Genomic DNA, 13,407 nt, shown 5'->3' on the forward strand with positions numbered 1-13,407 from the left:
CTCACAGCAAAAAACCCGGTTTCTTGAATTTTACCAAGCGTCGCCAATGGTGGGGGCTTGCATTGGCTCGGATAAAGCAACGGAAGGCTGTTTCACCAAGCTGGGCACCACTTCTCTGAGTTTGGCATTCAACTGTTGAGTGGTGGCATCATAGATTTGCGTGGTTAATTTGGGATAGACTCCAATGCCAATAATCGGCACTAACAAAGAAGCAATAATAAAGACTTCTCTAGGTTCGGCGTCCACCAAAATTTGACTTTCTACTAAGTTTTTATTTTCCGGTCCGTAGAGGATTTCTCGTAACATGGACAGCAAATAAATTGGCGTCAAAATCACTCCAACAGCGGCCAAAATTACCACCACTAATTTAAATGTGGGGTTGTAAGCATCACTGGTGGCAAAGCCAACAAAGACCATTAACTCCGCCACAAATCCACTCATTCCAGGCAAGGCTAAAGAAGCCAAAGAACAGGTCGTCCACATGGCAAAAATTTTCTTCATTTTTTGCCCAACGCCACCCATTTCATCCAACATCAACGTATGAGTGCGATCGTAGGTGGCTCCCACCATAAAGAAGAGACTGGCACCAATTAAACCGTGGGAAATCATTTGCAGCATGGCCCCACTCATGCCCAAATCGTTAAATGAAGCAATGCCAATTAGGACAAAGCCCATGTGAGAAATGGAAGAGTAAGCAATTTTCCGCTTGAGATTTCTTTGGGCAAAAGAAGTTAACGCCGCATAGACAATATTCACCACCCCCAAAATTACCAATACCGGGGCAAATTGGGCATGGGCTTCTGGGAGCATTCCCACGTTCATTCTAATTAGGGCATATCCACCCATTTTCAGCAGAATGCCAGCCAGTAACATATGTGCGGGTGCGGTGGCTTCCCCGTGAGCATCCGGCAGCCAGGTATGCAGGGGGAAAATGGGCAATTTCACGCCGTAAGCAATTAAAAAGCCACCGTAGAGGAGCAGTTGGAAGTTCATGGCATAGTCTTTGGCGGCGATCGCTCTCATATCAAACGTCACCGTATCACCATAAAATGCCATTGCCAGGGCTGCTACCAAAATAAACAGAGAACCACCGGCAGTGTAGAGAATAAACTTAGTGGCGGCATAGAGGCGTTTTTTGCCCCCCCAAATGGACAAAATCAGATAAACCGGCACCAGTTCTAGTTCCCAGACCAGGAAAAACAGCAGCATATCCTGGACGGCAAACACGGCAATTTGACCACCGTACATGGCCAACATTAAGAAATAGAACAGCTTGGGCTTAAAGGTGACTGGCCAAGCGGCCAAAATTGCCAAGGTGGTAATAAAACCAGTCAGTAGAATTAAGGGCATGGACAAGCCATCGGCACCCACAGACCAGTTTAAATCCAGATTGGGAACCCAACCATAGCTTTCCACCAGTTGTAGGTCGGGATTGCTCAGATCGTAGTGATTGCAGAAAACGTAAGCGATCGCAGCAAAGTCAATTAACGCCACAATCAAGGAATACCACTTTACGGTCTGACCATCTTTATCGGGCAACAATGGAATTGCCAGGGCTGCCACAATGGGAAATAAAATTATGAAAGTCAGCCAGGGAAAATCAGTCATATTAATCAATCATTGTTTGTTGTTCATTATTGGTTCACCGTTGACCGTGATTGGTTATTGGTTATTTGTGGTTTGAGGCAAATACCAAATAACCAATAACCGTTCATCGGAAAGAGGAAAGAGGAAAGATGAAAGAGGAAAGAGGAAAGATGAAAGATGAAAGAGGAAAATTTTCTCTTCTCTCTTCTGTGTTCTCTATTCTGTGTTCTCTATTCTCTTTTCTCTCTTCTCTCTTCTCTCTTTATTAGGTGACACCAGAAATAATCACTAAACCCAAAACGGCCACAAATACGATTAAGGCGTAGAATTGGGCGCGACCATTCTCGAAGTATTTCAATCCTTCTCCGGTAATCACCGTCACCAAACCCGTCAGGTTGACGGCCCCATCGACGACGCGGGAATCCACTTCTAGGACTTGTCGGGCTAACCGGCGAGAACCTTTGACAAAGAGGAAGTCATTGATATCATCGAAGTACCACTTATTCAGGGATAACTGATACAAGGGTTGGATTTTTTGGGCGATCGCTGCGGGGTCAATTTTACGACTCATATACATCAGCGAAGCGATGGTAATCCCAATCAGGGCAATGCCCACGGAAGAACCCCCCATCACCAGAAATTCAGTCAAATCAAATTCCTCAGCGTGTTCGAGGACTTCCGCCACCGTTTCACTGGGTGGATGAATGAACTCTTCAAAGTAGTTGGCAAACGGGGTGCCGACTAATCCAATCAGCACTGAAGGTACTGCCAGAGCCATCAAGGGGAAAGTCATGGTCAAAGGCGACTCATGGGGATATTCACTATGACCGTGAGAGTGGTCGCAGTTGTCACCATCATGGCCGTGAGCCAATTCTTTGGGATCCATTGCTCCCGGCCCAAAAGCGTTAGCCGGTTTACCACCATTAGCGGTGGCTAAAAGTTGATTGCGGATATCGATTTCATTGCCTCGAAACTTGCCTTCAAAGGTGTTGAAGTACATCCGAAACATATAGAAAGCGGTTACACCAGCGGTCAGCCAACCAACCACCCACATCGCGGGATTGGCGGCAAAGGTACTGCCGAGGATTTCATCTTTTGACCAGAACCCGGCAAAGGGGGGAATCCCACAAATGGCCAAAGTACCAATCAAAAAGGTGGTGGCGGTAATCGGCATATATTTACGCAGACCCCCCATCAAACGCATATCCTGAGCCAGTACGGGGTCATGGCCGACCACCCCTTCCATACCATGAATCACTGAGCCAGAACAGAGGAACAGCATGGCTTTGAAATAAGCGTGGGTCATTAAGTGGAATAACCCGGCGCCGTAAGCCCCGACGCCCATTGCCATGACCATATAGCCAAGTTGGGAAATCGTGGAATAAGCTAATCCTTTTTTAATGTCGTTCTGAGTAATCGCGATCGTGGCGCCCAAGAAAGCCGTACAGCATCCAGTCCAAGCAATGACATCCATTGCCAGGGGAATTTCTTCAAAAACTGGGTACATCCGGGCAATCAAGAAGACTCCAGCGGCCACCATTGTGGCGGCGTGGATTAACGCGGAAATCGGGGTCGGGCCTTCCATCGCGTCGGGAAGCCAGACATGGAGCGGGAATTGGGCAGATTTCGCTACTGGGCCGAGAAAGACCAACACGGCAAATAAGGCCGCTAGACCAGAGGCGATCGCCCCTGACTCCACCAGTTCCGTTAGGCGATCGCCCATGACGATAAAGTCAAAACTATCGGTAGCCCAGTAGATGCCTAAAATACCGAGCAGCAAACCAAAGTCCCCGACTCGGTTGGTGACAAATGCTTTTTGGCAAGCATCAGCCGCAGCGGTGCGATCGTACCAAAAGCCAATCAGCAAGTAGGAAGCCATCCCTACCAGTTCCCAGAATATATAGATCTGTACCAGATTGGGAGAGATCACCAACCCCAACATGGAGGAGCTAAATATGCTCAAGTAAGCGTAAAAGCGTACATATCCTGGATCGTGAGCCATGTACCCATCGGTGTAAATCATCACCAAAAAGGTTATGGTCGTAACGATCGCCAGCATCAGAGAGGAAAGATGGTCTATCGTATAACCCATCGATAGATGAAAATTCCCTGCTGCTGCCCATTCAAACATTTGCGTATAGGGTTCATGTCCTTGCAGTTGACTCCACAACAGCAGAAAGGACAAGACCATTGAAGCGCCCACCAAAGAGACGACAAAGACTGCATTAGCTTGCCGCAGAGCATTCGTCGCCTTGTTGTATGAAATCAGGCCAAGGCCAACAATCATTGCTCCTGCCAAGGGCAAGACCGGGATCAGCCATGCATACTGATATATCGGTTCCATCTCTAACTTCTATTTAAGAATTTGTACTTAAGAAACACTCTGGATCACATTTTGACACAATTGCAGTCTCTTAACCTTATGCGCCACTCAATACCATAGTCTATTCGCAGAATTTATTGACTGCTACTGTGTTAATTGTTCATTACATGAATTTTTGCTGGTACTGACCGTCAGGGGTTAGCATCAAGCAACGGATACCCAGGCTAAGTCATGTTTTTTTCGCAAAACTGACATCATACTCTGGTTCAGGCAACAGGGGTTGACCCTGGTTGACTAATTTGAAAATCAGACATTGTAGCGTTCTGTATAGTTCATCGCGATGATGACACCCTTCTGCCCGATATCGCACTTCGCCCCCTTCAAACAGGATAATGGTGGGGAGGGTGGTGAGACGATAAGCGCTGGCTAGGGGTAAACTTTGATCCGCGTTGATCCCCACCAGCTTAATTTGTTCTCCCCACCTGGCTTTACAGGAAGTTAACACCGGCTCCATCATGCCACACAAGCTACACCAAGGAGCCCAAAAGTGAACAATGACTGGGGTGGATGCTTCTAAAACTTCTTGTTTAAAAGTGTACTGATTAACTAGCAACAGCATTCTCCTCTCAGATCAAATAGGTTTTCTAAACAATCCTGGAATTATGCTACATCCATTTGCGATCTTTGGGGGAATAAATCCATCGCTATCTGGATTGTTATTGAGCCACCTATGGATGTTATTTATATAAATAATTAATCTAAATAATCACTTCGATATTTTTGACATTAATCGGCTCCAATTAAAGCATAGACTGTTGCCATATCTTCTATAAATTTTAGATACCATCTATCTATGTGTTATGCCGATAAATTAACTATCTATATAATTTGACAAGTATTTTACTTATAAAACGACTATTGTTTTATAAGTAAAATCATAAATTTAAATTTTCAATGCTATTAGCAGATAAAATAATTAGTATTTTTATCGTTATTAACCGGATATTTTCATGTCAGGGAATTAGATTAACTAGGGGCAATTGATTAATTGCCCCTAGTTAATCTATATCTAACCACTCAGTGATAATGTGGGGCGGAAGGGGGGAGCGAAATTTAAAATTTTTATCCCTTACCAAGCAACGGTGGCAGTTGCTCGCATGAGTAAGGGGTGAGCCCACCATAAACCAAAGATAAAAATGGTAACTCCCAAATAGGCTGGGCGGATAAACTCGGCAAAATTTATGGTTTGTCGGCCTTGCAAAATCGCTAAAAAAGGTATGATTGATGTCCGATCTTTGACTTGAGCAAATGCTTCGCCATAACGAGCCATTAAGCGGCGATCGCCATGCCAAACCGCAAATAAATGATGCAGGATTAATCCCAGGGAAGTGACTAAAGTAAAGCTGGTGCCAATCCAGAGGGTATGAGCAATACACCAAATCACTTGACCTACCATTTGCGGATGACGGCAAATGCGAATAATCCCAGTTTCATACAGGTGAACTTCCGGTTTTTTGATGGCGGCAATTTCTATTAGATTAAATGTGGCTGGATAAAGAAAGAAAAAGGAAATGGCTGAAAGTACCCAAACAATCGGTTTGACGACGGGAACTCCCTGGAGTTGCCAAAGTTGTAAGCCATCATAGCGATGGTTGAAAAAATAGATAATTAACACCACAGCCAAAGGCAAACTTACTAAGGCAAAGAGGACTCGATACAACCGGGCGCCGATCCACATTTCGCCCTTCGGTCGCAAGGCGGCTAAACCACTGTGGGCGATCGCAAACCCCAACAACAGCCCCATCATCTGAAAATGGCTCAGAGTCAACCAATCAAGATTCATTTCTGATTTTTAATCCCCATTGAGAACAATTAATCATCAACAACCATCGTGACATAATTCGGGCTCAGGCCACGAACTTTCGTCTGTTTTGAATATTCATATAGGGGCGTAATGCTTAGGCCAGGGGGCTACCGGATCACCTGTAGGGGCGATCGAGCTTTCTCTCCCGACGCTTTCTGGAAGCGCCCTCTGGAAACGACCGGGGATCTCGTTCTTAGGGGATCACCAGTTTTAGACATATAGCAATCTTAAATGATTTATGAAACTGCTCCCCTCTCCCGTTTTGGGCTGCCCCCCGCGAAGGCGGGGGCAGGGGTAGGTTGGGGGTGAGGGTTCATTCCACAACTGATATAGGATTGCTGTATCTCGACATATCTAATGGATCTGGGATATGGGATATGGGATCTGGGATCTGGTCAAAATATCCGGGCGCGTCCGCCAACGAGTGGGGGGGTGGTAAACTGCAATTGCAATCCCTTTTACAAAAAACAGTGAGAGGATTAAGGAGAGACATTTTTCTGTCGCCATCAAAAGAAAATCTTGATTCAATACCCACCCTTAGTGCCGAGGACGAACCTCTATCTCGCGCAGATCACCCAGTAGGGTGGGGATATTTGGCGGTTCAATAAAAATCCAGCTAAGGATCTTGAATCTTGTCTTGGCCAAAGAAATCCGTTTTTTGTGTTGACTTTACGCAACACCCCCAAAAAACTATAACTACGGGAAAAAACTATGTCGGATATTCCTTTTACTTTAGATCAGTTACGCATTCTCAAAGCAATTTCTGCGGAGGGAAGCTTTAAACGCGCTGCGGATAGTTTATTTGTCTCCCAGCCAGCCATCAGTCTGCAAGTACAAAACTTAGAGCGACAGCTAGATGTGCCATTGTTCGACCGAGGAGGCCGAAGGGCGCAGCTGACCGAAGCGGGTCACTTGTTACTCAGCTATGGTGAAAAAATTCTCGGTCTTTGTCAGGAAACTTGTCGGGCGATTGAAGATTTACAAAATCTCCAAGGTGGCACCTTGATTATCGGTGCCTCCCAAACTACGGGAACTTATCTGTTGCCTCGAATGATTGGAATGTTCCGCAAGCACTATCCTGATGTGGCGGTACAACTCCATGTTCACTCGACTCGTCGGACGGCTTGGAGTGTGGCCAATGGACAAGTGGATTTGGCGATCGTGGGCGGTGAAGTCCCCACGGAATTACAAGACTCTCTGAAAGTGCAGTCTTATGCCGAAGATGAATTAGCCCTGATCGTGCCAGTATCTCATCCGATGGCGAAATTAAACACCATCGATAAAGATGATCTTTATAAATTAGAGTTTATTACCCTAGACTCTCAATCAACCATTAGAAAAGTGATCGATCAAGTTCTCACTCGCTATGAAATTGACACCAGGCGGTTAAAAGTGGAAATGGAGTTAAACTCTATTGAAGCAATTAAAAATGCCGTTCAGTCCGGTTTAGGCGCCGCTTTTGTCTCAATTTCCGCGATCGAGAAAGAGTTGCAAATGGGGATGTTGCACCGAGTGACGATTCATGAAGTGGAAGTTAAACGAATTTTATGGGTAATGGTCAATCCGAATCGCTATCGTTCTAAAGCAGCCGAGGCATTTAGTCGGGAAATTTTGCCTCAGTTTGGTGCTGCCCCGAAATGGTTTGAGAATGAACCGGGACAGTCCTCAGCCTCAGCAACAGCGATCGCCGACGATCTATCTGACCCTGGGGAGGAGGATGCTTCTAATTTAAATAATCGCTGACTTTTATTAACTGTTGACCGTTGCCAGTTGTCTGGTGACTGTTGACTGTCAACGGTCAGGAAAGTGCCAAAAAATACCCTCGTGAATTGCCAAAAGTTATGAAGATTTTCTGTACTCGTCCGGGTTGTTCTCGTCCCAACAATGATTTTGCTGACCTTGATAATCATCAGACTTTAAAAACGGTTCAACAAAAATATTGTACAACTTGTGGCATGACTCTAATTTTAGATGGTCGATATCTGCCGCAAAGACTCTTAGGACAAGGAGGATTTGGGGCTGCTTTTTTGGCTTTCGATCGCCGCTCCCCCGGAATGCGTGAATGTGTGGTGAAACAATTTCAGCCCGCTGGAGATTTGAGTCCACAACAAATGGAACTGGCTTTAAGTTTATTTGAACGCGAAGCGGTGGTGCTGGACAATTTAGGCAGAAAACATCCGGCAATTCCAGATTTGTTGGCTTATTTTCCTTTAGAAGCGTCTGGGTGGAAATCTAAAAAATCTGAACAATATTTTTATCTGGTTCAAGAATTTATTGATGGTCAGAATCTTGAAGAAGAATTAGCCCAAAAAGGTCAGTTTTCTGAACCAGAAGTCTTAGAAGTCCTGAAAGGGATTTTGAAGATTCTTAAGTTTGTTCACGAGCATGAGGTGATTCACCGAGATATTAAGCCTTCTAATATTATGCGCGATCGCACTTCCGGTCGTCTTTTCTTGTTAGATTTTGGGGCGGTGAAACAAGTCACCCAAGCCGCTGCCAGCGGTGGGGCGGGTCGATCCACGGGGATTTATTCTATGGGTTTTGCGCCCCCAGAACAAATGGCCGGTCGCAGTGTTTTTCCCTCTACAGATTTATATGCGTTAGCGGTGACTTGTATTATGTTATTCACCGGCAAACCGCCCCAAGAACTTTTTGATTCTTATACTAATCAGTGGGATTGGCGCAAGTATGTCCAAGTATCTAATCACTTAGGGGATGTGCTGGATAAAATGCTTTTGCCCACACCGAGCGATCGCTATGCTTCTGCGGAACAAGTCCTAGGGGCTCTCGATGCTCCAATCCCACAAAAGCCAACCCAACCCGTCAACCCCACCATCATACCTCCGCCAAATCCCCAGCCAACGGTCAACCCTCCGTCTAATCTGCCGGTTCCGGTACAGCCAACCCTACCCCCATCTCCAGTTAACGTTTCCCCGATCACCTCTCAGTCTGGTCAATTTTCTACCCTAGAAGTCTTAACCGGGGCGGCATTTACCGGGTTTGAAGGCGGTTTGCTGTTAGTGGCGATCGGCAATTTAATTAAGGTTCCTGCTGTGAGTACCTTGCTTTGGTTGGGAATTTTGGCAGGTTTATTCTTTGCCCAAAATCGACGGATTATTGAAAAATACGATTTGTTAATTATTGCGGTAATTTCTTTAGCAATTGTCTTTTTTATTCCCCCTTTACGAGGAAATCCTGCTAGTCAAATAATTTTGGTTCCCATGTTTGGGGCTTTATGTGCCACAGCAGTGACGGCTTTATTTCGCCTGGTGTATAAATTTTTGTCTGATATTTTATAAGCAAAAAAACCGGGTTTATTCTCGTCGCAAAATCGCCCATAGATTGCCCAGTCAACCTAAACCCGGTTTCGGTTTTTTGCAGCCGTTTACTGTTTAGTCCAGATTTTCATTTTTCCTTCCGTATCCCCACTGACTAAATAACCATCTCTGAAGGCAACAGCACGCACTTCTTGGTTATGTCCTGTCAGTGTAGCTATTTCTTTGCCACTGGCTAAATCCCATAATTTAACCGTTTTATCTTTACTCGCAGTGGCTAAATATTGGCCATCATTACTCAGGGCGATCGCATTAATCACATCCCGATGACCTTTGAGGGTATTCGCCTCCCCTGTATTTAAATTCCAAACTTTAATATCCAGATAGTCACTACTAATTAAACTCTGGCCATTGGGAGTAAATAATAAAGAGTCAACGGAGAATTTACTGCCATCTAAAGTTTGTAATATTTCTCCACTTTTACTATCCCAAATATTAATCGTTTTATCCAGACTCCCGGTGGCTAATTTGTCGCCATCGGCACTAAAAGCGATCGCATATACTCGGTCATTATGACCTTTTAAAACTGCGGTTTCTTTACCACTTGCCACGTCCCAAAGCCGCACGGAAAAATCTTTACCGACCCCACCAGAACCACTGGCTAAAGTTTGACCGTCAGGACTCCAGGCGATCGCATGGACTTGATCCGTATGTCCAAATAATGTCTGCTTTAATTTGCCAGTTTTCACATCCCACAACATAATTTTAGTGTCGGCACTGCCACTAGCCACCGTTTGACTATCGGGACTAATTGCCACTGCCCAAACATTGCCCAAATGTTGAGAAAATCGATTAATTTCCTTTCCCGTTTTCAGATCCCAAAGTTTAACATCATTATCTGACCCACCTGTGGCAATTACTTCACCGTTTTGGCTAATCGCCACTGAAGCAACCGGCTTTTGGTGAGCGGCGATCGTCATCTTGGCCTGAAAATTTCCGGCGGTATTCTTCACCACTTCTGGCGGCTTGGTATTTTCGCTATCTGGTAAGGGATCTGGGGTGGGCGTGGGATCTGGTGTGGGATCTGGTGTGGGATCTGGTGTGGGATCTGGCGTGGGATCTGGCGTGGGATCTGGTTTGGGATCTGGCGTGGGATCTGGCGTGGGATCTGGCGTGGGATCTGGCGTGGGATCTGGCGTGGGATCTGGCGTGGGTGTGGGATCCGGTGTGGGTGTGGCATCGGGCGTCGGCGTGGGATCCGGTGTGGTTGTGGGAATGTTGGTGCTCGTCGAATCAATCATTAGGGGCGATCGCGTAGACTGATAAATCTGCACCCCCACCCAAGTCAACGCCACCATCACTAACCCAAAGATGGGCTTTGATTTTTACGGGCAGGGATGGATGGCGCGATCGCCAAAATTCTTTATATGCAATAGCTTCAAGAGCGATCTCCTGAATTCCGAAGCCAGTAGGGTCTTGGGGTTTCCCCAAGTAGAATAGATGACCTACGATATGATTGATCTTTATTTGTCAAAAATTATCTGATGAACAGCGATCGCCTGCCTTGTAATAAATGCTAAACTGTTCCGGGATATAAAAGAGCGAAAAATCTCCTGTCATCAATTAATTTGGCAGCCCAACAATTTATCACCCTTGCGGAGGATTGACCATGACCCTGGAAATGAAGGTGACTTCAATGGTTTGTGAAGTTTGTGCCAAAACTGTCACCAATACCATCAAAAATGTCGATGCCGGATCCGAAGTCACCATTGATTTATCCACCAAAGTTGTTCAGGTAGAAACTCAGGCTTCAGAAACCGCAATTAAAGAGGCGATCGCTGCTGCCGGTCATACGGTTGAATAACCGATTATAAACTAATAAATCTGAGTCAAACTCAGCATCAAACTCAGCATCAAACTCAGCGTAAAAATCAGCATAAATCAAAATTATCAAGAATATTGATGCTTGATTTTACCGATAGCGCCCGCTACAGTAAAAATAGATTTTTTCAAACAACCTAACCCGAAACAATTCTATGTCAATTGGTAAAGAACCACCACAACTGATCAAACATCGTTTATCTTATTCTGGACGAAAATTTGGTTTTGATGTCAATCTTCTCCGCTTGCCCAATGGTGTAGAAGGAGAATGGGAATGTATCCGGCATCCCGGTGGTGCCCTTTGTATTCCAGTCACCAACAATGGCAAACTCATCCTGTTAAGACAATATCGTTTTGCGGTAGAATCGCGGATTTTAGAATTTCCGGCGGGAACTTTAGAACATGATGAAGACCCAGAAACCACAGTAAAACGGGAAATCGAAGAAGAAACCGGCTACCGCGCCCATAGTTGGAAAAACTTAGGTCAATTTGTCTTAGCCCCCGGTTATTCTGACGAAATTATCTATGCTTTCTTAGCCAAAAATTTAGAAAAATTACCGAACCCACCCGCCCAAGATGATGATGAGGATATCGAACTCGTGTTTATGTCTCCTCAAGAATTAGAAAAAGCCATTTTAGGCGGTGAACTGATCGATGCTAAATCTATCGCTAGTTTTTTCTTGGCTCGTCCTTTTTTAACTTAACCTAATTAACCCAGGAGGGGTGTAGGGTGTAGGGTGTAGGGCCGCCATCGGTGTAGGGTGTGGGGGAGCAGGGGAAAGTGAAAAGTCGTACGGGCGAATGGCCATTCGCCCGTACAAAAGAATTATCACTATTCACTATTCACTATTCACTATTCACTATTCACTTCCTCATCTCCTCTGCCGACGGCGGGCTCCTCTGCCCCTCAATTCTGACCAATCCTGTATTTCTGCCGAAAATTGGCACAAAAATATGCTAGGATTAACAGTTTAGGAATTTCAGCGTATGTAGGCTAATGGCTGATAGCGTAATTTTATTTTGGCACCGGCGGGATCTACGCATAACCGACAACGTGGGACTGACAAATGCTCGCAAGGTTAGTCCCAAAGTTGTGGGTATATTCTGCCTAGATCCGAATATTTTAGAGAGAGATGACGTGGCACCGGCAAGGATGGCCTATGCTCTGGATAGCTTGCAAGAATTGCAGGAAAACTATGCCAAGATGGGGAGTCAGTTGTTGATTCTTCATGGCCAACCCGAACGAGCGATCCCATCATTAGCCGCTGCATTGGGGGCACAAGCGGTTTATTGGAATTCTGATGTTGAGCCTTACTCTAAAAAACGGGATCAAAAGGTGGAAGCAGCCCTGAGTGAAAAAGGCATCGAAGTCAACACTTTTTGGGATCAGCTTCTATTACCACCGGGAATGGTGCTGACTGGGAAGGGCAAACCCTACACGGTTTATACACCGTTTTGGAAAAATTGGAGTCGAAAAAATAAGTCGGAACCCATGCCCGCGATCGCCTCAATGACGGGTTTGAGTGCCGAAGAGTTGGCCTCCGCCAAAAATGCGGGGGCGATCGATCGCCTTCCCAAGGCCAAGGACTTAGGATTTATTTGGGATCGGCCATTGGTGCAGGCTCCAGGAGAAAAGGCTGCCCAACTTCAACTAGAAGATTTCTGTCATAAAAAGATTTTGGCCTACGACAAACAAAGAGACTTTCCCGATATTCCCGGCACCTCCCAACTCAGTGCCGCCCTGAAATTTGGCGTGATTGGCATTAGAAATGTTTGGGCGGCGATCGACACTGCTTGGAAAGAATGCCGCAGTGATGAAGCTCGGAGTAATATCCGCACTTGGCAACAAGAACTGGCTTGGCGAGAGTTTTATCAACATATTATGTATTATTTCCCGGAATTGGCCGATGGATCCTACCGCGCTGCCTGGAAAAATTTCCCCTGGGAGAATAACCCAGAATATTTTCAAGCTTGGTGCGAAGGACGTACCGGCTATCCGATCGTTGATGCGGCCATGCGCCAACTGAATGAAACCGGCTGGATGCATAATCGCTGTCGGATGATTGTCGCCAGTTTCCTGACCAAAGATTTAATCATCAATTGGCAGTGGGGCGAAAAATACTTTATGCAAACCCTGATTGATGGGGACTTGTCCGCTAACAACGGGGGTTGGCAATGGACAGCTTCTAGTGGCATGGATCCGAAACCGATTAGAATTTTTAACCCCGCTTCTCAGGCGAAAAAATTTGATCCCGATGCGGAATATATTCTGCGCTGGCTCCCAGAACTCAGCCGAGTGGATCCTAAGTTTCTCATCACGGGTAAAATTCCCGCAGACAAGCGGGAAGCCGCTAAATATCCAGAGCCAATTGTGGATCACCAACAGCAGCAGCAGAAGTTTAGGCGGCTTTACCAGCAAAACAAATTCAACAACGCTGAAATCACCAGCGAAGAATAACGAATAACGAACAAAAAAT

Annotated in this window: 11 protein-coding genes; 5 read left to right on the forward strand and 6 right to left on the reverse strand. The window is 45.7% G+C overall.

The window, feature by feature from the left end; genetic code table 11:
* Positions 1–30 precede the first annotated feature (30 nt).
* The 4 genes from ndhD1 to ABWT76_RS22150 all read right to left on the reverse strand — a co-directional run bounded on the left by ndhD1 (position 31) and on the right by ABWT76_RS22150 (position 5,753).
* Positions 31–1,608, reverse strand: a complete 1,578-nt coding sequence (ndhD1, locus tag ABWT76_RS22135; RefSeq protein ID WP_190879565.1) for a photosynthetic/respiratory NAD(P)H-quinone oxidoreductase subunit D1 — start codon at positions 1,606–1,608, stop codon at positions 31–33.
* Positions 1,609–1,852: 244 nt separating this feature from the next.
* Positions 1,853–3,931 (reverse strand): NAD(P)H-quinone oxidoreductase subunit 5, encoded by a 2,079-nt coding sequence (locus ABWT76_RS22140; RefSeq protein WP_190879563.1) that lies wholly within the window; start codon positions 3,929–3,931, stop codon positions 1,853–1,855.
* A 208-nt stretch (positions 3,932–4,139) separates the two neighbouring features.
* Positions 4,140–4,529 (reverse strand): co-chaperone YbbN, encoded by a 390-nt coding sequence (locus tag ABWT76_RS22145; RefSeq protein ID WP_072160844.1) that lies wholly within the window; start codon positions 4,527–4,529, stop codon positions 4,140–4,142.
* Between the two features lie 510 nt (positions 4,530–5,039).
* Positions 5,040–5,753, reverse strand: a complete 714-nt coding sequence (locus tag ABWT76_RS22150) for an NnrU family protein (RefSeq protein WP_054468075.1) — start codon at positions 5,751–5,753, stop codon at positions 5,040–5,042.
* Positions 5,754–6,485: 732 nt separating this feature from the next.
* Here ABWT76_RS22150 and ABWT76_RS22155 point away from each other — a divergent pair.
* On the forward strand, positions 6,486–7,517 hold the full coding sequence (locus tag ABWT76_RS22155) for a LysR family transcriptional regulator (protein WP_054468072.1): 1,032 nt from the start codon (positions 6,486–6,488) through the stop codon (positions 7,515–7,517).
* A 98-nt stretch (positions 7,518–7,615) separates the two neighbouring features.
* Positions 7,616–9,073: a serine/threonine-protein kinase gene (locus ABWT76_RS22160; RefSeq protein ID WP_190879571.1), complete on the forward strand. Its 1,458-nt coding sequence runs from the start codon at positions 7,616–7,618 to the stop codon at positions 9,071–9,073.
* Between the two features lie 86 nt (positions 9,074–9,159).
* Here the strand turns inward: ABWT76_RS22160 and ABWT76_RS22165 are convergent, their stop codons facing one another.
* Both ABWT76_RS22165 and ABWT76_RS22170 read right to left on the reverse strand, forming a co-directional pair.
* Entirely contained in the window at positions 9,160–10,407 is a 1,248-nt protein-coding gene (locus ABWT76_RS22165) for a WD40 repeat domain-containing protein (RefSeq protein ID WP_190879561.1), read from the reverse strand.
* Positions 10,343–10,540 (reverse strand): hypothetical protein, encoded by a 198-nt coding sequence (locus ABWT76_RS22170; protein ID WP_054468066.1) that lies wholly within the window; start codon positions 10,538–10,540, stop codon positions 10,343–10,345. The genes ABWT76_RS22165 and ABWT76_RS22170 overlap by 65 nt, the downstream gene beginning before the upstream one ends.
* A 178-nt stretch (positions 10,541–10,718) precedes the next feature.
* Between ABWT76_RS22170 and ABWT76_RS22175 the strand changes: the two genes are divergently transcribed.
* From ABWT76_RS22175 to ABWT76_RS22185, 3 genes are all read left to right on the forward strand, one after another.
* Positions 10,719–10,913: a heavy-metal-associated domain-containing protein gene (locus ABWT76_RS22175; protein WP_054468064.1), complete on the forward strand. Its 195-nt coding sequence runs from the start codon at positions 10,719–10,721 to the stop codon at positions 10,911–10,913.
* 172 nt (positions 10,914–11,085) lie between these two features.
* On the forward strand, positions 11,086–11,634 hold the full coding sequence (locus tag ABWT76_RS22180) for an NUDIX hydrolase (RefSeq protein ID WP_054468062.1): 549 nt from the start codon (positions 11,086–11,088) through the stop codon (positions 11,632–11,634).
* 293 nt (positions 11,635–11,927) lie between these two features.
* Positions 11,928–13,388, forward strand: a complete 1,461-nt coding sequence (locus tag ABWT76_RS22185; protein WP_054468060.1) for an FAD-binding domain-containing protein — start codon at positions 11,928–11,930, stop codon at positions 13,386–13,388.
* Positions 13,389–13,407 lie beyond the last annotated feature (19 nt).

Source organism: Planktothricoides raciborskii GIHE-MW2 (genome assembly GCF_040564635.1).
Taxonomy (GTDB): domain Bacteria; phylum Cyanobacteriota; class Cyanobacteriia; order Cyanobacteriales; family Laspinemataceae; genus Planktothricoides; species Planktothricoides raciborskii.

Coding starts and splice junctions, on each gene's coding strand:
- ABWT76_RS22180 (WP_054468062.1), top strand. CDS start 11,086: ATGTCAATTGGTAAAGAACCACCACAACTGATCAAACATCGTTTATCT.
- ABWT76_RS22160 (WP_190879571.1), top strand. CDS start 7,616: ATGAAGATTTTCTGTACTCGTCCGGGTTGTTCTCGTCCCAACAATGAT.
- ABWT76_RS22140 (WP_190879563.1), bottom strand. CDS start 3,931: ATGGAACCGATATATCAGTATGCATGGCTGATCCCGGTCTTGCCCTTG.
- ABWT76_RS22175 (WP_054468064.1), top strand. CDS start 10,719: ATGACCCTGGAAATGAAGGTGACTTCAATGGTTTGTGAAGTTTGTGCC.
- ABWT76_RS22150 (WP_054468075.1), bottom strand. CDS start 5,753: ATGAATCTTGATTGGTTGACTCTGAGCCATTTTCAGATGATGGGGCTG.
- ABWT76_RS22155 (WP_054468072.1), top strand. CDS start 6,486: ATGTCGGATATTCCTTTTACTTTAGATCAGTTACGCATTCTCAAAGCA.
- ABWT76_RS22165 (WP_190879561.1), bottom strand. CDS start 10,407: ATGGTGGCGTTGACTTGGGTGGGGGTGCAGATTTATCAGTCTACGCGA.
- ndhD1 (WP_190879565.1), bottom strand. CDS start 1,608: ATGACTGATTTTCCCTGGCTGACTTTCATAATTTTATTTCCCATTGTG.
- ABWT76_RS22145 (WP_072160844.1), bottom strand. CDS start 4,529: ATGCTGTTGCTAGTTAATCAGTACACTTTTAAACAAGAAGTTTTAGAA.
- ABWT76_RS22185 (WP_054468060.1), top strand. CDS start 11,928: ATGGCTGATAGCGTAATTTTATTTTGGCACCGGCGGGATCTACGCATA.